At 72.3% G+C, this 22,666-nt stretch carries 13 protein-coding genes; 7 read left to right on the top strand and 6 right to left on the bottom strand.

The window, feature by feature from the left end:
- Positions 1-21: 21 nt before the first annotated feature.
- From AB0M59_RS36655 to AB0M59_RS36635, 5 genes are read right to left on the bottom strand one after another with little or no spacing between them, the layout of a single operon-like run.
- On the bottom strand, positions 22-1,191 hold the full coding sequence (locus AB0M59_RS36655) for a glycosyltransferase (RefSeq protein ID WP_364624615.1): 1,170 nt from the start codon (positions 1,189-1,191) through the stop codon (positions 22-24).
- Positions 1,191-1,997, bottom strand: a complete 807-nt coding sequence (locus AB0M59_RS36650) for an alpha/beta hydrolase (RefSeq protein ID WP_364624613.1) — start codon at positions 1,995-1,997, stop codon at positions 1,191-1,193. Before AB0M59_RS36650 ends, AB0M59_RS36655 begins: the two co-directional genes overlap by 1 nt.
- Positions 1,994-2,299: a phosphopantetheine-binding protein gene (locus AB0M59_RS36645; protein WP_364624612.1), complete on the bottom strand. Its 306-nt coding sequence runs from the start codon at positions 2,297-2,299 to the stop codon at positions 1,994-1,996. Before AB0M59_RS36645 ends, AB0M59_RS36650 begins: the two co-directional genes overlap by 4 nt.
- Complete coding sequence (locus AB0M59_RS36640) at positions 2,296-6,585, bottom strand: beta-ketoacyl synthase N-terminal-like domain-containing protein (protein ID WP_364624610.1); 4,290 nt, start codon at positions 6,583-6,585, stop codon at positions 2,296-2,298. The genes AB0M59_RS36645 and AB0M59_RS36640 overlap by 4 nt, the downstream gene beginning before the upstream one ends.
- Positions 6,586-6,590: 5 nt before the next feature.
- Positions 6,591-13,373, bottom strand: a complete 6,783-nt coding sequence (locus tag AB0M59_RS36635) for an SDR family NAD(P)-dependent oxidoreductase (RefSeq protein ID WP_364624608.1) — start codon at positions 13,371-13,373, stop codon at positions 6,591-6,593.
- 800 nt (positions 13,374-14,173) lie between these two features.
- Between AB0M59_RS36635 and AB0M59_RS36630 the strand changes: the two genes are divergently transcribed.
- Both AB0M59_RS36630 and AB0M59_RS36625 read left to right on the top strand, forming a co-directional pair.
- Positions 14,174-15,283, top strand: coding sequence for a pyridoxal-phosphate dependent enzyme (locus AB0M59_RS36630; RefSeq protein WP_364624606.1), 1,110 nt, complete (start codon positions 14,174-14,176; stop codon positions 15,281-15,283).
- Entirely contained in the window at positions 15,280-15,897 is a 618-nt protein-coding gene (locus AB0M59_RS36625) for a PAS domain-containing protein (protein WP_364624604.1), read from the top strand. Before AB0M59_RS36630 ends, AB0M59_RS36625 begins: the two co-directional genes overlap by 4 nt.
- A 109-nt stretch (positions 15,898-16,006) precedes the next feature.
- Here the strand turns inward: AB0M59_RS36625 and AB0M59_RS36620 are convergent, their stop codons facing one another.
- Positions 16,007-17,398 (bottom strand): amino acid permease, encoded by a 1,392-nt coding sequence (locus tag AB0M59_RS36620; RefSeq protein WP_364624602.1) that lies wholly within the window; start codon positions 17,396-17,398, stop codon positions 16,007-16,009.
- A 160-nt stretch (positions 17,399-17,558) separates the two neighbouring features.
- On the opposite strand from AB0M59_RS36620, the gene AB0M59_RS36615 reads away from it, so the two are divergent.
- From AB0M59_RS36615 to AB0M59_RS36595, 5 genes are all read left to right on the top strand, one after another.
- Entirely contained in the window at positions 17,559-18,464 is a 906-nt protein-coding gene (locus AB0M59_RS36615) for a glutaminase (RefSeq protein WP_364624600.1), read from the top strand.
- 62 nt (positions 18,465-18,526) lie between these two features.
- Positions 18,527-19,531: a LacI family DNA-binding transcriptional regulator gene (locus AB0M59_RS36610; RefSeq protein WP_364624598.1), complete on the top strand. Its 1,005-nt coding sequence runs from the start codon at positions 18,527-18,529 to the stop codon at positions 19,529-19,531.
- 92 nt (positions 19,532-19,623) lie between these two features.
- Positions 19,624-20,901 (top strand): extracellular solute-binding protein, encoded by a 1,278-nt coding sequence (locus tag AB0M59_RS36605; protein ID WP_364624596.1) that lies wholly within the window; start codon positions 19,624-19,626, stop codon positions 20,899-20,901.
- Positions 20,901-21,839 carry a sugar ABC transporter permease gene (locus tag AB0M59_RS36600; RefSeq protein WP_364624594.1) on the top strand — a complete coding sequence of 313 codons (939 nt, stop codon included), beginning with the start codon at positions 20,901-20,903 and terminating at the stop codon, positions 21,837-21,839. Before AB0M59_RS36605 ends, AB0M59_RS36600 begins: the two co-directional genes overlap by 1 nt.
- A complete protein-coding gene (locus tag AB0M59_RS36595; protein WP_364624592.1) occupies positions 21,836-22,663 on the top strand; it encodes a carbohydrate ABC transporter permease in 828 nt (275 codons plus the stop codon). Before AB0M59_RS36600 ends, AB0M59_RS36595 begins: the two co-directional genes overlap by 4 nt.
- Positions 22,664-22,666 lie beyond the last annotated feature (3 nt).

Here is a 22,666-nt window from a genome sequence, read left to right as displayed (position 1 = left end):
TTTCGAAGTGAATGGCGGCTTTCAGGGCTTCAAACGGGCCAGGCTTTCCAGCGCGAGCTGTTCCAGATGGCCCGCGGCCGCCGCACTTCCGCCCGCCGCATGGAACGACGTCGCCACGGTCTCCGCCGCCCGCCGGTACGACGGCTCGGTCAGCACCTCTTCGACCGCGGCGGCGATGCGGTCCGCGCCGGAGCGGCCGAACCGCAGCCGGATGCCCGCCCCCGCCGCGACCACCTGGGCCGCCACGATCGGCTGGTCATCGCGGATCGGGGCCACCACGAGCGGCAGGCCGTGCCACAGCGCTTCGCACACCGTGTTGTGGCCCGCGTGGCACAGCACCGCATCCACCCGAGGCAGCAGCGGCAACTGCGGGACCCGGGGGCGCACCAGGACGTTGGGCGGCACCGGCCCGAGCACCTCGCCGGGGTCGACGACGACGGCCCGCGCCTCCATCCCGGCGAACGCCTCCGCCGCGGTCGCGAGGAAGCTCGCGCCCGCTTCGGTGTTGGCCGTGCCCAGCGAAACCAGCACCGTCGGCCGGAGCGGGTCGAGCCACTCCCACGGGAAGTCCGTTGTGGACGGACGCGAACCCAGCGCCGGCCCGACCAGCCGCACCCGCGGCGGCAGCGTGGCCGCGCCGAGCAGTTCGCGGGTGGTGAACGCCAGGACGCCGTGCGGCGAGAACCGCGGGTCCGCCGCGCCGCGGCCGCCGGCGATCCGCGCCCGCAGGTCGTCGACGAGCGACTCGACCCACTCCGCGACCTTCGGCATGCCGGCCAGGGGGTCGATCAGCTCGGCCGACGTCGTCGCCGAGGTGACCCACGGCAGGCCGCGAGCTTCGGCCAGCAGCCCGCCGGCCAGCGCCTGCTGGTCGGCGACCACCACGTGCGGGGCGAACGCGTCGATCGCCGCGCTGACGCCGGGGGCCATCGCGTCGGCCAGCGGGACGAGGAAGTCCTCCCAGAGGAACCGCAGCGCGGCCGGTCCCTTGAGCCCGGCCGGGCGCGCGGGGGCACCGGCCGGCAGGCCGCAGGAGAAGACGAGCTCCGCCGGGCCGGCCAGCTGCCACAGCAGCTCCTCGTGCCCGGCCCAGGCGACCTCGTGCCCGCGCGCGGCGAGCTCGGCGGCGACCCCGGCGGCCGGGTTGACGTGCCCGACCAGCGGCGGGACGACGAACAGGAACCGGGCCACTACCGCGTCCGCACCGGGACGCGCGAGGTGTCGCGGACCCAGTCGAAGATCAGGTCGATCGTCTCCGCGGTCCGCTCGACCAGCACCGAGTGGCCCTGGTCGGGCAGCACGACGCAACGGCAGCGGTCCAGGTGCGACTCGAGGTGCGGCACCTGCGCGGCGAGGCCCGAATCGCCGCCGAAGATGGCGAACACCGGGCAGCGCACGGCCGAGAGGTCGGCGGCGATCGTCGCGCTGCGCGGGATGTCCTCGGCGATCGTGGTGGTCTGGAGGATCTTGTTCGCCGCCTTCGAGAGCCGCGCGGTGTGCGCGCCGTGGTGGTCGGCGATCCAGCCGATCACCTCGTCGATCGCCAGCCGGGTCTTCGCGTCGGCGAGCCCGTCGGCCATGTGCCGCGTCCACTCTTCCGTCGGCGGTTCGCCTTCGATCACGACGACGCTGGCGACGCGGTCCGGCCGGGCGGCGGCCAGCCCGAACGCCACCGACGCGCCGAACGAGTTGCCGACGACGTGCACCGGCCGCGTGATCCCGGTCGCGTCGAGGACCGCGACGAGGTCGCCGATGAACTCCTCGAGGTGGTAGCCGGCCGCCGGGCGCGTCGTGCGGCCGTGCCCGCGCAGGTCGTACATCAGCACGTCGAGCCCGCGTTCGGCGAACGCCGGGCCGAGGGTGAAGTAGTAGCTGGCGAGGCTGTCGGTGAGCAGCCCGTGCACGCAGACGACGATCGGCGCGTCCCCGTCGAGCGGGACGTCCGGGGCGAGCCGCTGGACGTGCACGTCCAGCTCGCCGGCGCGGATCTTGCTCACGCCGTCGCCCGCAGCGAGGCGACGATGTGGCGGACGAGCTCGCCGACAGTCAGCGCGATGATCTCCTCGAGGTCGCGCTCGGCGATGAACGTCGCGAAGTTGACGCGCTCGCCGTAGTGCTCGCGCAGCTGCCCGGACAGGGCCACCAGGTCGACGCTCTCCAGCTCCAGATCGTCGTGGAAGGTGGTGTCCATGGTGATCTCGGCGTCGTCCAGGCCGTACTCCTCCAGCAGCTCCTGCAGCATTGCGCTGAGCTGAGCCAGCACGGACACCTCGTCCGTGGCCGTGGTCTCGATGCTCATTCCGCGGTCTCCTTCGTCTCTTCGGTCCAGGCGACGACGTAGTGGCGCGGCGGCGCGCCGGGCGGGCTGTCGACGTCGGTGCAGCGCACAGCGTGGTCGGTTCCGTCGATGCGGACGGTGAGCGTGTCCGGAGCCGCGACGACGACTTCGAAGTCGCGGGGCTCGCCGCGCAGGCCGGTGCCGAGCAGCTTCGCCACGGCCTCCTTCGCCGTCCAGAACCGGGCGAACCAGCGTTCCGGGTCGCCGGTCAGGCCGGCGAACAGCGCCTGTTCCCCCGCGCCCAACGCGGCGTCCACAGTGGACTCCGCGCGCGGGGCGACCTCCTCGACGTCGATGCCGCACCGGCCGTGCCGGGCGATCGCCACGCCGACTTCGCCGCGGTGGGCGAGCGAAACCGACAGCGGCGGCAGCTCACGACCGTAGGCTCCGGTCGCTTGCGGGCGTCCGGCCTCGTCGTTGCCGATGCGCAGCTCGGCCGGGAACATCTCGGGCTCGCCGCCGGCCCAGAGGAACTGGCGGACGGCGTCCTTCGCCGCGATCCGGCCGAGCAGCCACTGGCGCCGGCCGCGGGGAGGGCGCTGGTCGTAGGCGTCGCGTTCGCTGCCCGCGAGGTAGTTGCGCATGATCAGTTCGCGGGTCGCGAGGTCCGGCCACTGCTCGTGGACCAGCGCCCAGCCGCCCGGCTGCTCGTGCGACAGCGTCGACCGCTCCGGCGTGCGGTCGGCCTGGCGGATGTGCGGGGTGCTGTCGAAGCGGCGGTCGCGCCAGCCGGTGAACTCGGCCCAGACCTGCCCGTCGTGGACCAGCTGCATGTCGGCGTCGAGGAACTCGCCGGTCAGCGCCGTGATCTTGACCAGGCACTCCAGGCGCGTCCCCGGTGCCGGGTGCGGGCCGTGGAACCGGATCTCGCGCATGCCGACCGGGAAGACGGTGGTGCGCTCGGTCAGCCGGGACATGATCCAGTAGCCGAGCACCTGGCCGACGTTGTCGAGCAGCGCCCCGGGCGCGGGGGGCGTCGTCAGCACGGCGCGGACGTGCCGTTCGCCGACCGCGGTCAGCTCGGTGACACCCTGGAAGAGCGGGCCGTGGAACATCCAGCGTTCGTCGTACAGCTGCGCTGCGGTGGTTTCGGGGACCTGCTCCGCCGACGCGGCGAACCGCCACGGCGCGGGTGCGTCCGCCGGATACGCCGGCGCGAGTTCCACGGTGGCCTGGGAGTAGCCGTCGAGGGCCGCGACGACTCGGTCCGGGCCGTGCGGGCGGACGCGCACGCCGACGGTGACCGCCGGTACCGCCGTGATCCACTGGGTCAGCCGGACGTCCTGCACCGCGATCGCGCGGCGGCCGGGCGCGGCCTGCTCGGCGAAGCCCATCAGGTGGTCGATCACCGTGGTGGCCGGCACCACCGGCCAGCGGTCGCCGGGCTCGGCCTGGGGCGGCTGTTTGAAAAAGCAGTGGTCGAGCAGGTACGGCATGGCCTCGACCGACACGGCGAGCGTGGTGTCCAGGTCCTTCGGCGGCGAAAGCTGCCTCGACGCCGGACGGCGAGCGGGCCGGGAGAGCACAGTGGACGCCAGCTCCGCGGTATCGGCCAGGAGCGCGGCGAACTCCGCCGCCAGCGGGCCCGTCCCCGCGAGGTCGTCCACAGTGGACGTGCGCGTGGCCGGGAGGGCGATCCGCGCGCGGACCTCGTCGTCCAGGGAGATCAGGCGGCCGCCGAGATCCAGCTTGACGGCCCGGTGCGCTGCCGGGCGATCGCCGGGCAGCCGCGTGAAGTCGATGTCGGCGCCGTCGGCCCACAGCGCGGTCGCGACCCGGCGCAGCTGGGCCAGGCCGGGCCGGTGCGCGGAGTGCGCCGCGACGACCAGGTGGTCCTCGCCGTGCAGGGTGTCGCCGACCAGCGAGCCGAGCTGTCCCGCGCCGACCTGCACGAACGCCCGGAACCCGGCGGCGTGCATCGCGCGCACGAGCGGCCGGAACCGGACCGGTTCGAGCAGGTGCCGGACGAACAGGTCCCGGACGTCCGCCTCGGCGGCCGGGTACTCCGACACCGTGGTCGCCGACCAGATCGGCAGCGCCGGCGGGTGCAGGGTGAAGCCGGCGGCCGCCTCGCGGATCGGGCCGAGGTACGGCCGCAGCATCGGGGTGTGGAACCCGGACCGGAACGGCAGGACCTGCGCGACGATCCCCGCGTCCCGGAAGCGCGCGACCACGGTGTCGATGGCCGCCGCCGGGCCGCAGACCATGGCCTGGTTCGGCGAGTTGTCGTGGGAGAGCACGACGTCCGCGCGTCCGGCCAGGTCTTCGAGCACCCGGGGCGCGGGCGCGCCGATCGCGGCGAAGGCGAGGCCGGGGACGACGAGCGCGTCCGGGTCGAACCCGGCGAGGAACGCGTCGACCTCGGTTTCGGCGTGCAGGCCGGCGACGGCCATCGCCGCCCACTCCCCCAGGCTGTGGCCGGCGACGGCGTCCGGGGTGAGGCCCATCGCGCCGAGCGCGGAGTTCAGCAGCCGGCCCAGTTCGAAGACCGCGGCGCCCTGGCGGCCGACGTCACCGATTTCGACGTCATCGTGGTTCCACGGCAGCCCGAAGTGGCGGGCGACGTCGCCGCAGTTGAGCGCCAGCTCCGACTCCAGGCCCGGGAACAGGAAGGCCAGCTTGCCGCCGCCCGGCCCGAGCAGCGGGCGGTCGGCGAACCAGACGTCGTTGCGGCCGCGCCAGGCCCGGCCGCGCGCGACCGCCTTGCGGGCCAGGGCCAGCCGCTTCTCCGTCGGGTCGACGACGCCGAGCCGGACGGGACCGTCGCCGGTTCCCCGCGATCCGGGGCGGTCGAGCAGGTCGCGCAGTTCGTCGACGCTCCTTGCCGCGAGCCGCAGCACGCGTTCGGGCTCCCGGACGACGACCGGCGTGGCGCGCCCGGGCGCCTGTTCGAGGACGACGTGGGCGTTGATCCCGCCGAAGCCGAACGCGTTGACCCCGGCCCGGCGCACCTCGGCGTCCCAAGGTTTCGCGGAGTCCAGAGTGGAGAAACGGGTCTTGGCGAGCATCGGGTGCGGATCGTCGCAGTGCAGGGTCGGCAGCAGGACGCCGTGGTGTACGGCCAGCGCGGCCTTGACCAGGCCGGCGATCCCGGCCGCGGGCATGGTGTGCCCGATCATCGACTTGACCGAGCCGAGCACCGCCGCGCCCTCGGGGCCGAAGACTTCCTCGAGGGTCGTCAGCTCGGCCAGGTCGCCGGCCGGGGTCGCGGTGCCGTGCGCTTCCAGGAGCCCGATCGAATCCGGGGCGGCCGGGTCGAGGCCCGCGGCCGCCCACGCCTGGCGCACCGCCCGGACCTGGCCGCCGGAGTCCGGGCTGGCCAGGCTCGCGGTCCGCCCGTCGGAGGCGACGCCGGTGCCGGTGATCACGGCGTAGACGCGGTCGCCGTCCCGCTCGGCGTCGGCGAGGCGCTTGAGCACGACGACACCCGTGCCTTCACCGATGAGCACGCCGTCGGCGTCGCGGTGGAACGGCCGGATGCGCTCGCTCGGCGACAGCGCACCGAGCTGGGTGAACACGCTCCAGAACGTGATGTCGTGGCAGTGGTGGACGCCGCCGGCGAGCACGACGTCGCAGCGGCCGGTGGCCAGCTCCCGCACGGCGTGGTCGACGGCGATCAGCGAGGACGCGCACGCCGCGTCCACTGTGTACGCCGGGCCGCGCAGGTCCAGGCGATTGGCCAGCCGGGACGCGGCGAGGTTGGGCACGAGCCCGATCGCGGACTCCGGCGCCTCCGGCCCGAGCTGGTCGGTGAAGGCCTGCCGGACGGCGTCGAGCCGCTCTTCGTCGAGGTCCGGCAGCAGCTCGCCGAGCGTGCGGACGAGCTGGCTCGCGGTCCGCACGCGCTGGTCGAGCCGGACCAGCCCGGGTGTCAGGTAGCCGCCGCGGCCGAGCACGACACCCACTTTGGCCCGGTCCACCGGCAGCCGGTCCGGGCCGCCCGCGTCCGCGAGGGCCTGCGCCGCGACCCGCAGCGCGATCAGCTGGTCGGGTTCGGTGGCGGGCACGGAGTTCGGCATGATCCCGAAGCCGGTGACGTCCACTTCGGCCAGTTCGTCGACGAACCCGCCGCGCCGGCAGTAGACGCGGTCGGCCCGCCGCTCGTCCGGCGCGTAGTGGAGACTGTCCCACTTCTCCGGCGGCACCTCGGTGATCGCGTCGACGCCGCCGGCGAGGTTGCGCCAGTACGCCGCGAGGTCGGGGGCGCCGGGCAGCAGCACCGACATCCCGACGATGGCGACGCGCATGTCCGTCACCATCCTGAAGCGGTGTGGACGACGGCGGAGACGTCGGGACGGCCCCAGGCCAGCTCGCGCAGCAGGCCGAGGGTGCCTTCTTCGGGATCGATCAGCTCGATGCCGCGGCGGGCGTAATCGCGCATCAGCCCGGGCGTCACCATGCCGTCGTGGTCACCGGTAGGCGCCCACGGTCCCCAGTGGACGGTCACCGCGCGCCCGGCGGGCCACCGCCGGCCGAGGGCTTCGAGGGCGTCGTTGGCGGCGGCGTAGTCCGCCTGGCCGCGGTTGCCGAGCGCGGCGGCGATGCTGCCGAACAGCACCACGAACTTCGGCTCGTCGGGCAGGTCGGCGGTCGCTTCCAGGAGCGTCCTGGCCCCGTCCACTTTGGTGGTGTAGACGCGGGCGAACGACTCCGGCGTCTTGTCGGCGACGAGCTTGTCCTCGATCACGCCGGCCGCGTAGACGATCCCGTCGAGGCGGCCGTACTCGGCGTGGATCTCCTTGACGGCGCGGTGCACGGCTTCGGCGTCGAGGATGTCGACGGACTGGTAGCGCACCGGGCTGCCGAGGGCTTCGAGCTGCCGGAGGGTCTTGCGGACTTCGCGTTCGCTCTCGATGCGCCGCACCGTCTTCTCGATCTCGGCGGGGCTCGTCAGCCCGGTCTCGATGAGGGCGGCGCGCAGTTCTCTGGCGTCCTTCGCCTGCGGATACTCGTCTTCTTCCGGTGGCACCGGCGTCCGGCCGAGGAGTTCGACACGGCAGCGGGCCGCCCCGGCGAGGGTGCCGGCGAACCGGGCGGTGATGCCCTTGGCGCCGCCGACGAGCAGGACGACGGAGTCGCGGTCCAGGCCGATGGCGGCCGCTTCGGCGGCGCCGTCGCCCGCCGGGCCCGCGCCGCTGCTGCCGAGGAGGCCGAGGGCGGTTTCGGTGGGTTCGAGTCCGCGCCTCCCGGCTCCGTTTCTGATCACCACGGGTTCACGGTCCACAGTGGACAGCTCGGCGACAAGCGTTTTGGCGTCGGCGTGTTCGACGACCCGGGCGAGGGTGTCCGGGTACTCGCGGGAGACGCTGCGGTAGAAGCCGCGGAGGCCCTCGGCCGGTCCGGCGGTGAGCAGCCACCGCGGGTGTTCCGCGAGCGCGGCCCGGTACTGGGGGAAAGCAGTGGGGAGGACGGAGTCGCCGTCGGGGAGGTGGAGGTAGCCGTCGAAGCCGGGCTGGACGTCGTCGCCGATCTCGGCCGCGGCGCCGTGGGCGGTGAGTTCGGTGCGGACGGCTTCGGCTCGCGGGCCGGCGCCGAGGACGAGGAACCGGCGGCCGGCGATGCCGGGCGCGGTGGCCGGGGCGAGGTCGACCTCGGTCATGAGGTACCGCTTCGGCGCGACGATCACCGGCTGCGGCTCGGACCGGTCCGCGGCCGGTGGCTCATCGACCGCGGGTGCGGGCTTCTCGGTGCCCAGCAGCTCGGCGATGCCGGCCGCGGTGCGGGCCTTGGCGAGTTCCTCGACTTCTCCCGTGCCGAGACGGATCGTCAGCTCGCCTGCGATCTCCGCCCGCTTGATCGAGTCGATGCTCAGGTCGGCCTCGAGATCGAGGTCCGGCTCGATCATCTCCACGGGATAGCCGGTCCGGGTGCCGATGACCTCGACCACGGTCTCCAGAACCGAGCGCCCCAATGTGGCGTTCGGTGCGTCAGGCGCACCCAACGCCACATTGGGGCGCTGGGCACCGACCATCTCGGCGATCGCGGCCGCGGTCCGGGCCTTGGCGAACTCCTCCACGTCGCCGCCCACCAGACCGAGCCGGGACGCCAGCTCGCCCGCGATCTCCGCCCGCTTGATCGAGTCGACACTCAAGTCGGCCTCGAGATCGAGGTCCGGCTCGATCATCTCCACCGGATACCCGGTCCGCTCCCCGATCACCTCGACGATCGTCTCCAGCACCGAGCGCCCCAAGGTGGCCTTCGGTGCGTTGGACGCACCCAAGGGGCCCTTCGGTGCGTCCAACGCAACCAAGGCCGCCTTGGGGCGCTCGGCATCGACCACGACCGGAGGCGCCTCGCTGCCGAGGAAGCCCAGCAACACGTCACGTTGAGCAGCGATCATCTCCCGGCTCGTCCGCAGGAAGTCCGCGACCATCGCCTCCGAAGTCGCGGCCTCGGGCGCGGCGGGCAAGCCGAGCGAAACGCGCGAAGCCGGCCGGAGGGCACCCGCCGGGATCGTGCCGTCCGCGGTGCGGAGCAGGTGACCGTCCACCGTCCACCCGGGACGCTTCGGCCGCGGGACGGAAGCCGCGTCGACCGCGTCGCGGCCACGGAACAGCCAGCCCGTCTCGACCGGAACCCCCGCCACCGCCAGCTGCGCCAGCGCGCCGAGGAAACCCGGGAGCCCGCGGCGGCCCGGCTGCTCGAACCCGACCATCCGGTGCGGACGGTCACCGAGGATCGCCCCGACCTGCCTGGTCAGTACCGCACCCGGACCGGCCTCGACGAACACCCGCGCCCCGGCCGCGTACATCGCTTCGACCTGCTCGACGAACCGGACCGGCGAACCCACCTGTGCGGCCAGCTCACCGCGGATCGCGTCCGGTGAAACCGGGTAGGGACCCGCGGTCCGGTTCCCGTACACCGGGACGGCGGGTCGCACCACGCCGATCGCTTCCAGGGCGCGCCCGAAGGCCGAGCCCGCCGCGGCGACCAGGGGGCTGTGGAACGCGCATGCGACCGAAATCCGCTTGGCACCGAGCCCCGCCGCCCGCAGCTGCGAGACCGCGGCTTCGACGTCGGCGGTCGGGCCGGAGATCACCGTCTGCTCGGGCGAGTTGTGGTTGGCGAGCACGACCGCCGACGAGGTGAGGACCGACTCCACCAGAGACGTCGACGCCGCGACCGCCGCCATCGCGCCCGGGTCGTCCGCGGGGATGGCGTCGAGGATCGCCGCCGCCCGGGCGTGGCTGGCGTGCAGCAGCGCCTCGGGGGTGAAAGTGCCCGCCGCGGCCAGCGCCGTCAGCTCGCCGTAGCTGTGCCCGCCGACCATCGCCGGCCGCACGCCCGCGCGGGTCAGCAGCCGGAACGCGGCCAGCCCGGCGAGACCGAGCGCGGGCTGGGCGACGCGGGTGTCGGTGACGCGGCCGGCCAGCGCCTGCCGCGCCGGCTCGCCGAACACCGCCGGGCCGAACACGACATCGGCCGTCGGCGGGTCCAGGCGGAGGTACCGCTGCAGCTCGGGGAAGGCGACGAACAGCTCGGCGAACATGCCCGGCCGCTGGCTGCCCTGGCCCGGGAACAGCACCGCGACGTCGCCGGGCTCGTCGTCACCGGCGCGGTACAGCCCGGGAGCGTCCTGACCCGCGAGTGCTTGCCGCAGCAACTCGATCAACTCGTCCACAGTGGACGCCACCACCGCCAGCCGGACCGGCCGGCCCTGCGCGCGCAGCGACGCCGAAAGCGCGAGGTCCCGCAGCCGCCACGGCTGCCGGCCGGCCGGGACTTCCGAAGCCGAAACGACGAGGTCGCGGACCGCGGCGTCCGTGGTGAAGAGGAACAGCTCCGCGGGCCACTCGTCGGCGGAGAGAGCGGGCGGGACGCTGTCGTGCGCGCCGAGCACGACGTGGAAGTTGGTCCCGCCGAAGCCGAATGCGCTGACCCCGGCGATCCGCTCGGCGGCCGGCGCGGCCCACGGCTGCGCGGCCGACTGGAACACGAACGGGCTCGTCTCGCCGTCCCAAGCGGGGTTCGGCGACGACAGGTGCAGCGTCGGCGGTTTGACGCCGGTGTGCAGCGCCATCGCCGTCTTGATCAGCCCGGCCAGGCCCGCGGCGCACTTGGTGTGCCCGATCTGGGACTTCACCGAGCCGATCGTGCAGCTGCCCTGAGCGGCACCGGCCTCGGTGAACACCTTCGTCAGCGTGGCCAGCTCGGTCCGGTCGCCGACGACGGTTCCGGTGCCGTGCGCCTCGACCAGCCCCACCCGAGCGGGCGAAACGCCGGCGTTGCGGTAGGCGCGGGTCAGCGCGGTGTGCTGGCCTTCCGGCCGGGGCGCGGTGAGCCCGAGCGCCCGCCCGTCGGACGCCGCGCCGACGCCCTTGATCACGGCGTACACGCGGTCGCCGTCGCGTTCGGCGTCGGCGAGTCGTTTCAGCGCGACGCAGGCGACGCCTTCGCCGAGCGCGATGCCGTCGGCCGCGCTGTCGAACGTGGCCGAGCGCCCGGTCGGCGAGAGGGCGTGCGCGGAGGCGAACAGGAGATAGTCGTTGATGCCGTTGTGCAGGTCCGCGCCGCCGCACAGGACGAGGTCGCTGGTGCCGGCGGTCAGCTCCTTGCAGGCGACGTCGACGGCGGTCAGCGACGACGCGCACGCGGCGTCGACCGTGTAGTTCGCGCCGCCGAGGTCGAGCCGGTTGGCGATCCGGCCGGCGATGACGTTCGCCAGCACACCCGGGAAGGAGTCCTCGGTGATCCGCGGCAGCCGTTCGTCCAGTTCGGACGGAAGCTCGCCCACATAGGACGGCAGGGTCGAGCGCAGGGTCATCGCGTTCGACAGGTCGCTGCCCGCCTCGGCACCGAACACGACGGACGTCCGGGCGCGGTCGAACGCGCGGTCGGCGTAGCCCGCGTCGGCCAGCGCGCGGTGCGCGGCCTCCAGTGCCAGCAGCTGCACCGGTTCGATGCTGGCCAGCGACGACGGCGGGATGCCGTACTTCAGCGGGTCGAACCCGATCTCGGGCAGGAACCCGCCCCAGCGCGACGGCGTCCGCTCCCCCTGGCCTGCTGGGTCGTAGTAGAGAGACGTGTCCCAGCGCTCCGGCGGGACTTCGGTGACCGCGTCGGCGCCGGCCAGGACGTTCGCCCAGAACGTGGCCAGGTCCGGTGCCTGCGGGAACATGCAGGCCATCCCGACGATCGCGATGTCCAGCGGCTCGGGCGCCGGGGGTTCCGGTGTCGCGATGCCGAAGCTGGCGGCCCGCTCGCGCAGGATCGCGTTCGCGCCTTCACCGACCGCCGCGTGCAGGTCGGCGATCGTGGTGACGGCCGAGCGCAGCACGGCGACCTCGCCCGCCATGAACATGCCTTCGGCGAGCTGCCGGTCCTCTCCGACGTCACGCAGTTCGGATCCGACGCGCTCGATGCCCTTGCTGGCCAAGCGAAGCCGGCCGACGTTCAGCTGTTCCAGCCGCTCCCAGGCGTCGCGGCTCGGCACGCCCCGCTCGGCGAGCTCAGCCTTGATCGCCGCGTACTCCGTGGTGAACGGGCTGCGCACGCAGCGGGTGGCGTGCCCCGGCGCGGTTTCGAGGAGGTCGGTGTGTTCGGCGTCCAGCAGCCGCTGCTGGAACAGCGGGAGCACGGCGCCGGCGTCGACGGCCTCGCGCGTGAAGAGGTAGGCGGTGCCCATCAGCACCCCGATCGCGGCCCCGCGCGCGGCGACCGGCGCGGCGAGCGCGGCCACCATCGCGGCCGACCGCGCGTCGTGGATCCCGCCGGCGAACAGCAGTTGCAGGTCCGCGGCCGCGTCCGGCGTGGCCGCGAGGAAGTCGGCCAGAACACCGAGCTGCGCTTCCCACAACGGGAAACTGGTGCGCGGCCCGACGTGACCGCCGCATTCCGAGCCCTCGAAGACGAACTTGCGGGCGCCGGCTTCGAGGAACTGCTTGAGCAGTCCCGGCGACGGGACGTGAAGGAAGGTGACGATCCCGGCGTCCTCCAGCGCCGCGGCCTGCGCGGGGCGGCCGCCGGCGATGATCGCGTGCGTCGGCCGCAGCTCGCGGATCACCTCGAGCTGCGCCGCCTTGACGTCTTCGGCGGCGAACCCGAGCACGCCGACGCCCCAAGGTGCGTCGCCGACGGATTCACGGGTTCGTTCGAGGACCTCGCGGGTCTGCTCCGGGCCGGACAGGGCCAGCGCGATGAACGGCAGCGCCCCGCCGGCGGCGACCTCGGCGGCGAACGCCGGCTGGTCGCTGACCCGGGTCATCGGTCCCTGCGCGATCGGCAGCGTCGTGCCGAGCGCGCGGCTGCCCGCGCTGCCGGGTCCCAGCACCGGGATCTCGACGCGCAGGGCGTCGCCGACGGCGTCGGCCAGTCCGCGCACGGCCGCGGTCACCGTGCCCCACCGGTCGCGGAAACGGGTGGCGAGGAAGACGTCCTGGCCGGCTTCGACCGGCTCGAAGCCGTGCCGCGCGAGGCGGCGGACGCCGTCGACGACCGTCGTTTCGGAGCCGTCCAGCCCGGTGAGCGCACGGGTGAGCGCCGACGGGAGTTCGGCCTCCGGCAGCAGGGCGAGCTGGGTGTCGACGACCACGCCCGCCGCGCCGCCCGCGATCGCGGCGGCCGCGGTGTGCGGGCCGATCCCGCCCGCGGCCCACACCGGGACGTCGAGGGTTTCGTCGGCGATCAGGGCCTGGAGCAGCACGAACGTGCTCAGCTCCCCCGTCCGGCCACCGCATTCGTGACCGCGGGCGATCAGGCCGCGGGCACCGCCGGCGACGGCTCGAGCGGCCGACGGCCGGCTGGTCACCTCCGCCAGCACCCGGCGGCCGGGGAAGTCTCCCGCGGTACACGGAGAGTCCTCGGTCAGCAGAACGGTCGTCGCGGCTTCGGGCAGATCGAGGACCGGACCGGCCAGCCGGACGCCGAAGGCCGGGACGCCCCATTCACCCAGCAGCGCGAGCTCGTCCGCGGCGGCTCCGCCGGTCAGGTCGAGCACGCCGAGCCCGCCCCCGCGCGCGGCGGCCGCGACCCCGCGCGCCGACGGCCACCGCACGGGCGACACGGCGACGACCAAGTCGGCTTTCGGGACACGCATGGGCACTCCCGCTACGCACGAATGGGTGATGGGTAACGGGGTGTACTTAAGCGGGTTCCGGCGGGTTCCGTCAACAACCCACCATGATTTCGTCGCGATGGTTCAGAAAATTCGGGATCGACCTGCCGGAGGACGCAAGAATTTAACGTCGCGGTCACGTTCCGCGCGCCGAGAAGGGGCGCCGGATTGCCGTTGTACTGTGGACAACGGCCGGCCACAGTGGCCGGACCTGCGCCTCGCGTGCCACACGCGCCCAGATGGGGCAACCCTTCTCACCCGGTGGACGCAGTGCGACTGACCACACCGGACCACGCCGTTCGGTGGTCCGAATCGTTCTCTTCCGCCGACCACAAACTGTCGTGACCGTAAAACCGGCCACGACTCCCCGACCGCCCGCACCACGGAAACGTCAGAATTCCCGATTGTCCGGTGACTATTTCCCGGCAGTTTTACCCACAGCCGAAAGTCGTACCGGAACTCGCGCGATTACCCTCGCCGGGATCGCCCGAGTCCACTATGGACTCCTTCGCGACCCGGGTTCCGCGTGCTCAAACGCCCCCGGCGGCTCCGAGCCCCGGACACCCCGGCCTGCGGCGACACCCGCCGCGACCAGGACGACTGCGGGTATTCGGCCGGACACCATCGGTACCTCCAGTCTCCCGCGACGATCTTCGTCAGGGATTTTCCACACTTCGGTGACAGATTTTCCTTAGAGAAAGCTGAAAGCGTTTCGCGTACCAGTCGGTAACCATGCACACACCGTCTAGACTTCGACGATCTGTCCAGCAGCGGAGGTGGTCGTGGAGTACTGGTACGCCGACGAACGATCGGGGACGCGCTACCCCGGTGAGCCGCTGCGGTGGCGCGGCGACGACGGCGCGCCCCTGTCGGTCGCCCCGCTGGCCGGGCTCACTCCCGGCGATGTCGACACCGGCGTCCGGTCGCTCTGGCGCTACCGGGCCGCCCTGCCCGGCGACCTGCACCCCGTCTCGCTCGGCGAAGGCTGCACGCCGCTGGTCCCGCGGCCCTGGGGCGACGGCGACGTGCGGTTCAAGCTCGAGTGGTTCAGCCCGACCGGCAGCTTCAAGGACCGCGGGTCCAGCGTCATGATCTCGGCGCTGGCCGGCGCCGGGGTGAAAGAACTGCTGGAAGACAGCTCCGGCAACGGCGGTTCGTCGGTCGCGGCCTACAGCGCCGCCGCCGGGATCGCGGCGACCGTGCTGGCCCCCGAAGGGACGTCCCCGGCGAAGGTCCTGCAGGCCCGCGCGTACGGCGCGGACGTCGAGCTCGTGCCCGGCACGCGCGACGACACCGCCGCCGAGGCGATCCGCCGCTCGTCCCGCACGACCTACGCCAGCCACAACTGGCACCCCTTCTTCCTGCAGGGCACCAAGACGCTGGCCTACGAGCTCTGGGAGGACCTGGGCTTCCGCGCGCCGGACGCGGTCGTCACGGTGGCCGGCGCCGGCAGCATCGTGCTGGGCTGCGACCTCGGGTTCGGCGAGCTCCTGGCCGCCGGGTCGATCACCCGCCGGCCGCGCCTGCTGGTCGCCCAGCCGCGCAACTGCTCCCCCATCGACGCGGCCGTCCACGACCGGCCGCCACCGGAGTTCGCCCCGACCGTCGCCGAGGGGACGGCCATCCGGCACCCGGTCCGGCTCCCGGAGGTCGTCGCGGCGATCCGCCGGTCGGGCGGCGACACCGTGGCGATCGAGGAGGACGCCATCGCCGCGGCCGCCCGCCGGCTGGCGTCGCTCGGCCTCTACGCGGAGCCGACCAGCGCGACCGCCGCCACGGCGATCGACGTCTTCCGCGAGCGCGGCGCGATCCGGCCGGGCGAGACCACGGTCGTCGTCCTCACCGGCTCCGGCCTGAAGGCGCCCGACAAGCTGCGGGAGCTGATCGGATGACCGAGGACGAGCTCCTCCTGCGCGAGGCCGCGAAGATCGCGCAGGCCGTCGGCCGGATGTTCCCCGGGCTCTGCGAGGTCGTGCTGCACGACCTGCGCGACCCGGCCCACGCCGTCCGCGCGATCGAAGGCGGGCTGTCCGGACGCGCCGTCGGCGACCCGGCGACCGAGCTGGGCCTGGCCCGGATCGCCGACCCCGCGTTTCCGGACGTGCTGCAGAACTACCCGAACCGCTTTCCCGACGGACGCCCCGCGAAGAGCACGTCGATCGGCCTCCGCAACTCGGGCGGCGAGTACGTCGCGGCGCTGTGCCTCAACCTCGACGTCTCCCTGCTCGGCTCCGCCGCCCGCGCGCTGACCCGGCTCGCCCGCGCCGACGAGCCGGCCCCGTTGACCGAGTCGCTGCGCGCCCGCACGGCCGGCCAGCTGCGCGCGCTCGTCGAGGACTACGCGACCGAGCGCGGCCACACCCCGCGCAGCCTGCCGGCCGTCGGGAAGAAGGACCTGGTGCGAACGTTGAAGGAGCGCGGGTTCCTGGAGGTGAAGAACGCGGTGCCGACACTGACCGACCTGCTCGGGATCTCGCGGGCCAGCGTCTACAACTACCTGCGCTGAAACGAAAGACCTCCCCGGGAGCTCGGGGTTGCTCCCGGGGAGGCCTTCCCACCCGGCACTTTCACGTGAGAGCTCTGCCCCAGGTGGTGACTTTCACGTGAAAGCGGCGCTACTCGGCCGGGATGCGTTCGCGCCGCTTCGAGACCACTCGCCAGCCCACCGCCAGCACGACGGCCAGCACCGGGATCGAGTAGAACGCGACCTTCTCGGCACCGTCCGAGAAGCCCATCAGCACGACCACCAGCGCCAGGAATCCCAGCGTCGCCCAGCCCGAGTACGGCGCCCACGGCATCCGGTACGACGGCCGCTCCACCTCGCCGCGCAGCGCGGCCTGGCGCAGGCGCATCTGGCAGAACACGAGCGTCGCCCAGGTGGTGATCACGCCGAGCGAGGCGATCGCGATCGCGATGTCGAACGCGTCCTTGGGCACCAGGTAGTTCAGCACCACTCCGAGCAGGTAGGCGACGGAGGTGAACAGGATGCCGCCGTAGGGCACGTGGCGGCTGCTCATCCGGCTGACGAACGACGGCGCCTCGCCCTTTTCGGCCAGCGACCGCAGGATCCGGCCCGTGGAGTACAGGCCGGAGTTGACGCTGGAGAGCGCCGCGGTCAGCACGACCGCGTTCATCACGTCGCCGATGCCCGGGATGCCGAGCCGGCTGAACACCGTCACGAACGGGCTTTCGTCGCCGTTGTAGAACGGCCACGGCAGCAGCATCGCCAGCATGAGCACCGAGCCGACGTAGAACACGCCGATCCGCCACACGACACCGTTGATCGCCTTCGGCAGCACCTTGCGGGCGTCCTTCGTCTCGCCGGCCGCGATGCCGACGACCTCGATGGCCGAGTAGGCGAAGATCACCGCCTGCAGCGTCATCAGGGCGATGCCGATGCCGGCCGGGAAGAATCCACTGTGGCCGGTCAGGTTGTGCACGCCGGCGGGCGTGCCGCCGATGTCGGCGCTGGTGAACACCAGGCCGAGCGCGGTGATCAGGAAGACCACGATGGCCGTCACCTTGACCACCGAGAACCAGAACTCCAGCTCGCCGAACAGCTTGACGCTCAGCAGGTTCACCGCGATCAGCACGCCGAGGGCGACCAGCGCGGTGATCCACTGGGGGACGTCCGGCAGCCACTTGTGGACGTAGATCGCGACCGCGGTGATCTCCGCGATCCCGGTCATCGCCCAGTTCACCCAGTACATCCACCCCGAAGCGAAGCCGGCCCACGGGCCGATGAACTTCCGCGCGTAGGTGACAAAGCTGCCGGAGCTCGGCTCGTGCAGGACGAGTTCGCCGAGCGCGCGCATCACGAAATAGGCGGCCACCCCGCAGATCGCGTAGGAGAGGACCAGCGACGGGCCGACCTGGTGGAGCTTGCCGCCGGCGCCGAGGAACAGCCCGACGCCGATCGCGCCGCCGATGGCGATCATCTGCACCTGGCGGTTGCCCAGTGCTTTTGAGTAGCTTTCACCTTTTTCGGTGAGCAGCGAGGAATCCATGGTTTCCGGACGGTAGAGCCGTGTGCGGCAGGTCACCAAGCGGACTAAGGAAGACTTAAGGTGTGCCGGAGATCACCGGAGCCTTTTTGCTGGTATCGCCCCGTTTCGATTTGACAGGGGTGCCGTGCGTCCGGCCGGGCGTAGCTTCTAGGCTACGGCCGTGGACCTCGCGGCGCTGCTGGACCGGATCGCCGACGACGTCGCGCCCGAGGTCGGCCGCGGCGCCGTCGCGGACTACATCCCCGCCCTGGCCCGGATCGAGCCGCGCCGGTTCGGCATGGCGGTGGCCGAAGTGGACGGTGGGCTGCACGGCGTCGGCGACTGGGATCGGCCGTTCTCGGTGCAGAGCATGTCCAAAGTGTTCACCCTTGCACTGGTGCTCTCCCGCGGCGACGGCGTGTGGACCCGCGTCGGGCGCGAGCCGTCCGGCGACCCGTTCAACTCGCTGGTGCAGCTGGAACACGAGGACGGCATCCCGCGCAACCCGTTCATCAACGCGGGTGCGCTGGTGGTGACCGACGAGCTGGCCCGCCACGGCGACGCGGTCGAGGCGCTGCTGGCGTTCCTGCGCGAGGAGTCCGGCCGGCCGGACATCGACGTCGACCCCGAGGTGGCCGCGTCGGAAGCGGGCCACGCCGACCGCAACCGCGCGCTCGCGTACTTCATGGCCTCCTACGGCAACATGCGCCACCCGGTGCCGTCGGTGCTCGACCAGTACGTCCGCCAGTGCTCGATCGCGATGAGCTGCGCGGACGTCGCCCGGTCGGCGTTGTTCCTGGCCCGCCACGGCATCCGCAACGACGGTTCCCGCCTGTTGGAGCTGAGCGCGGCGAAGCGGATCAACGCGGTGATGCTGACGTGCGGCACCTACGACGCGGCGGGCGAGTTCGCCTACCGGGTCGGCCTGCCGGGCAAGAGCGGCGTCGGCGGCGGGATCGTCGCGGTGGTCCCGGGCCGGTGCGCGGTGTGCGTGTGGAGCCCGGGTCTGGACGCGCGCGGGAACTCGGTCGCGGGTGTGTCGGCGCTGGACCGCTTCACGACGTTGACCGGCTGGTCGATCTTCTGAGGCACCCGCTCCGGTAGCGCCGATGCCCCAGCCGGGCATACTCGTGCTCCAGGAGGTGGGCGGTGTCCTCGAGCACGGAACCCCGGCGGGTGACGATCCACGACGTCGCCCGCTCGGCCGGGGTCTCGCGGCAGACCGTGTCGCGCGCGCTGAACGACAAGGCCGAGATCGACGGCTCCACCAAGCAGCGCGTCCTCGACGCCGCGCGGGAGCTCGGGTACCGGCCGAGCCGGTTCGCGCGCGGCCTGGTCCGGCAGGACACCAACACCATCGGGCTCGTCGTGCCGGACCTGCTCAACCCCTTCTTCACCGAGGTCGCCTCCGGCGCGCTGCAGGCGGCCCGGGCCCGCGGCTGGCACGTCGTCGTCTACGACACCGCCGACGACGTCGAGCAGGAGCTCGCCATCCTCCGCGTCATCGGCACCCAGGTCGACGCCGTGGTCGGGTACTTCAGCCGGTCCGACGAGGACCTCGACCGCTTCACCTCCGGCATCCCCGTGGTCCTGATCGGCCGCGAACCCCGCACCCCGCGGTTCAGCGGCATCTCGATCGACGGCGAGGACGGCGTCCGCGAGGCCGTCGCCCACCTCGTCGACCGCGGCCACCGGCGGATCGGGATGCTCGACCACGACCGCCGGCCCGAGCCCAGCATCCGGCAGACCTGGTTCCTCCGGGCCGCCGCCGAGCACGGCATCGCCGTCGCGCCCGGGTGGATCGCGCGCGCCGCCCAGACCGTCGACGGCGGTGGCGCGGCGCTGGCCACCCTGCTCGCCGCCCACCCCGACGTCACCGCCGTGTTCGCCTTCAACGACGTCATCGCCATCGGCGCCCTGCGCGAAGCCCGCCGGTTCGGCCTGCGCGTGCCCGCCGACCTCGCCGTGATCGGCTTCGACGGGCTGGCGCTGGGCACCCTGGTCGACCCGGAGCTCTCCAGCGTCGCCATCGACACCCGCGCGCTCGGCACGCTGGCCGTCGACCAGGCGGCGCGGCTCGTGACCGGTGCCGCACCCCTCGAACCGGCCGAGCTGATCGTCCGCGCCGCGCTCCACCTGCGCGAATCCGCCTGATCCCTTGACACCCCGGCCCGTCGCGAAGCACACTTCCGGCAATCCGTGAACGTTCACGGGAGCGTTCACGGCACGCGCTCGGAGGGTCCTCGATGACGCTGACTCGACGCAGCTTCCTGACCGCGGCGGGGCTGGGCGTGGCCGCGCTCGGCTGCGCCGCTTCCTGCACCAGCCCGACGACTGCCAACCCCGGCAAGCTCACGCTCTGGTACACCAGCGGCGGCCTCGCGGACTCCGTCGTCGCCGACGCTCAGAAGCGGTTCCGCGAGCTGTACCCGTCCCAAGTCAGCGGCCAGCTCAAGCAGCGGCTGCTGGCCGCGCTCGCCGGCGAGGCGTACCTGCCGGACATCACGATGCTCGGCGACGACATCGCGTCCTACTTCGCCGACACCGCCCACTTCACCGATCTCCGGTCCCTCGGCGCGGACGCGCTGAAAGACCGGTACCTGCCGTGGAAGTGGCAGGCCGGCACCAGCCCGGACGGCTTCCAGCTCGGCTTCCCGATCGACATCGGCCCGGCCGCCCTCTACTACCGGCACGACCTGTTCGCGCAGGCCGGCTTCCCCAGCGAACCGGACGACGTCGCCGCCGCCGTGCCGACCTGGGACGCGTACTTCGACTTCGGCCGCCGCCTGCAGGAGAAGCTGCCCGGCCGGCACCTGATCACCGACACGAAGACCGTCTACACGTATTCTATGGCGCAGGAGCCGCAGAAGTACTTCACGCGCGGCAACACCTACCTCGGCGACGCGCCGCAGGTCCGCCGCGCCTGGGACCGCGCGCTCACCGCGTTCCGGTCCCGGCTGACCGCGGGCTACGCCGGTTCGCAGGACCCCGGCACTTCCGTCGAGCGGCACGCCGCCTGGAACTCCGGCAAGGAACTGAGCTTCGTCAACGCGTCGTGGATCGTCGGCGAGCTCAAGAAGTCCGCGCCGGGCACCGCCGGGAAGTGGCGGGTCTGCCGCGCCCCCGGCGGCGCCGGCAACCAGGGCGGGTCGTTCCTGGCCATCACGAAGTACTGCCCGCGACCGGACCAGGCGTTCGAGGTCGTCCGCTGGCTGCTCTCCCCGGAGAACCAGCCGCGCTCCTACCTCGAAGCGGGCCTCTTCCCGACCAGCCCGGCGGCGTTCACCGACCCGCGGCTCCTGGAACCCGAGCCGTTCTTCGGCGGGCAGGCCACGATGACCGTGCTCGGCAAGGCGGCCCGTGAGGTCGAGCCCGCGTACTTCAGCCCGTGGGACATCGCGATCAGCGACACCTACACCGACGAGCTCACCAACGTCGAACTCGCCGGGAAGGATCCCGGCCAGGCGTGGGACGACGCCCGCCGGAGCGTCGAACGGCTGCTGACCCGGCAGGGGGTGCTCTGATGGCGACGCTCACCCGTCCCGAGGCGCCGACGCGTGTCCAGACTCCTCCGCGCTCGAAACGCTGGCGGTACCTCCCCCAGTACCTCGCGATCTCACCGTTCTTCGTCCTCTTCGCCGTCTTCGGCCTCTACCCCGTCCTGTACTCGCTGTATCTCGCGCTGCAGCGCTGGGACGGTGTCGGGCCGGTGAAGTTCGTCGGTCTCGGCAACTTCCAGTTCCTGGTGACCGATCCGGTGTTCTGGGACTCGATCGGCAACACGCTGGTCATCTGGGTCATGTCGACCGTCCCGATGACCGTGCTGGCGCTGCTGATCGCGGTCGGACTGCACTCGTCGATCCGGTTCAAGGGCGCGTTCCGGATCGCCTACTTCCTGCCGAACGTCACCTCGATCGTGGCGATGTCACTGGTCTTCGGCTCGATCTTCAGCAGCGAGTTCGGCATCCTCAACTGGTTCCTCGGCCTGCTCGGCATCGATCCGGTGCCGTGGCTGACCGACCCGTGGGCGATCCGCGGCGCGATCTCGATCATGATCGTCTGGCGCTGGGCCGGCTACAACGCGATCATCTTCCTGGCCGGCCTGCAGGCGCTGCCGTCCGACGTGTACGAGGCCGCGCGCGTCGACGGCGCCGGACCGGTGCGGACGTTCTTCCGCATCACGCTCCCGCTGCTGCGCCCGGTCCTGCTGTTCTCCGTGGTGATGTCGGCGATCAGCGGGCTGCAGATCTTCACCGAGTCGCAGATCCTGCTCGGCAACCGCGGCGGGCCCGACGAGGCGGGCATGACGATGGTCCTCTACTTCTACAACAACGCCTTCGTGAACAGCGACTTCGGCTACGGCGCCGCGATCGCGTGGGGCATCTTCGTCGTCGTGGTGCTGTTCGCGATCCTGAACTGGCGGATCGTCCAGCGCCCCGGCTTCCTGAGGGCGGGCCGATGACCACGACACGAGCCGGCCGGGTCCTCACCTACACGGCGTTGACGATCGGGGCCCTGGTCACGCTCTTCCCGTACTACTGGCTCGTCGTGATGGCGTCCAACACGACCGCGGACATCTACTCGTCGCCGCCGACGTGGACGTTCGGCGGCGAGTTCTTCCACAACATCGGCCAGGTGTTCGCGAAGATCGATTTCTTCGGCTCGCTGCTCAACACACTGCTCGTCGCGGTCGTGACGACGCTGCTGGTGCTGTTCTTCGACTCCCTCGCCGCGTTCACCTTCGCCAAGTACCGGTTCCCCGGCAGCTCGCTCCTGTTCGGCATCGTGCTCGCGACATTCGTCGTCCCGACGCAGCTCTCGGCGATCCCGCAGTTCACGACCATGGCGCACCTCGGCTGGGTCGGCGACCTCAAGGCGCTGATCGTGCCGGCCGCGGCGAACGCGTTCGGCATCTTCTGGATGCGGCAGTACGCGCAGACCGCGATCCCGGACGAACTCCTCGAAGCCGCCCGGATCGACGGCTGCGGCTTCTTCCGCACCTATCTGTCCATTGCCCTGCCGGTACTGCGCCCGGCGCTGGCGTTCCTCGGCATCTTCACGTTCGTCAACGCCTGGAACGACTACCTCTGGCCGCTGGTCGTGCTGATCGACTCGAACCACGTGACGCTCCAGGTCGCGCTCTCGCAACTGAACGGCCTGTACGTCAAGGACTACAGCGTCGTCATGGCGGGCACGCTCGTGGCGATCGTGCCGCTGCTCGTCGTCTTCGCCTTCGGGGGCCGCCACTTCGTCCGCAACATCGCCGCCGGTGCCCTCAAGGGCTGAGAG

Origin of the sequence: Amycolatopsis sp. NPDC051371 (assembly GCF_040682155.1) — a bacterium.
Lineage (GTDB): Bacteria > Actinomycetota > Actinomycetes > Mycobacteriales > Pseudonocardiaceae > Amycolatopsis.
Note: the sequence above shows the minus strand (reverse complement) of the source record. Positions and strands in the feature narration are given on the sequence as shown.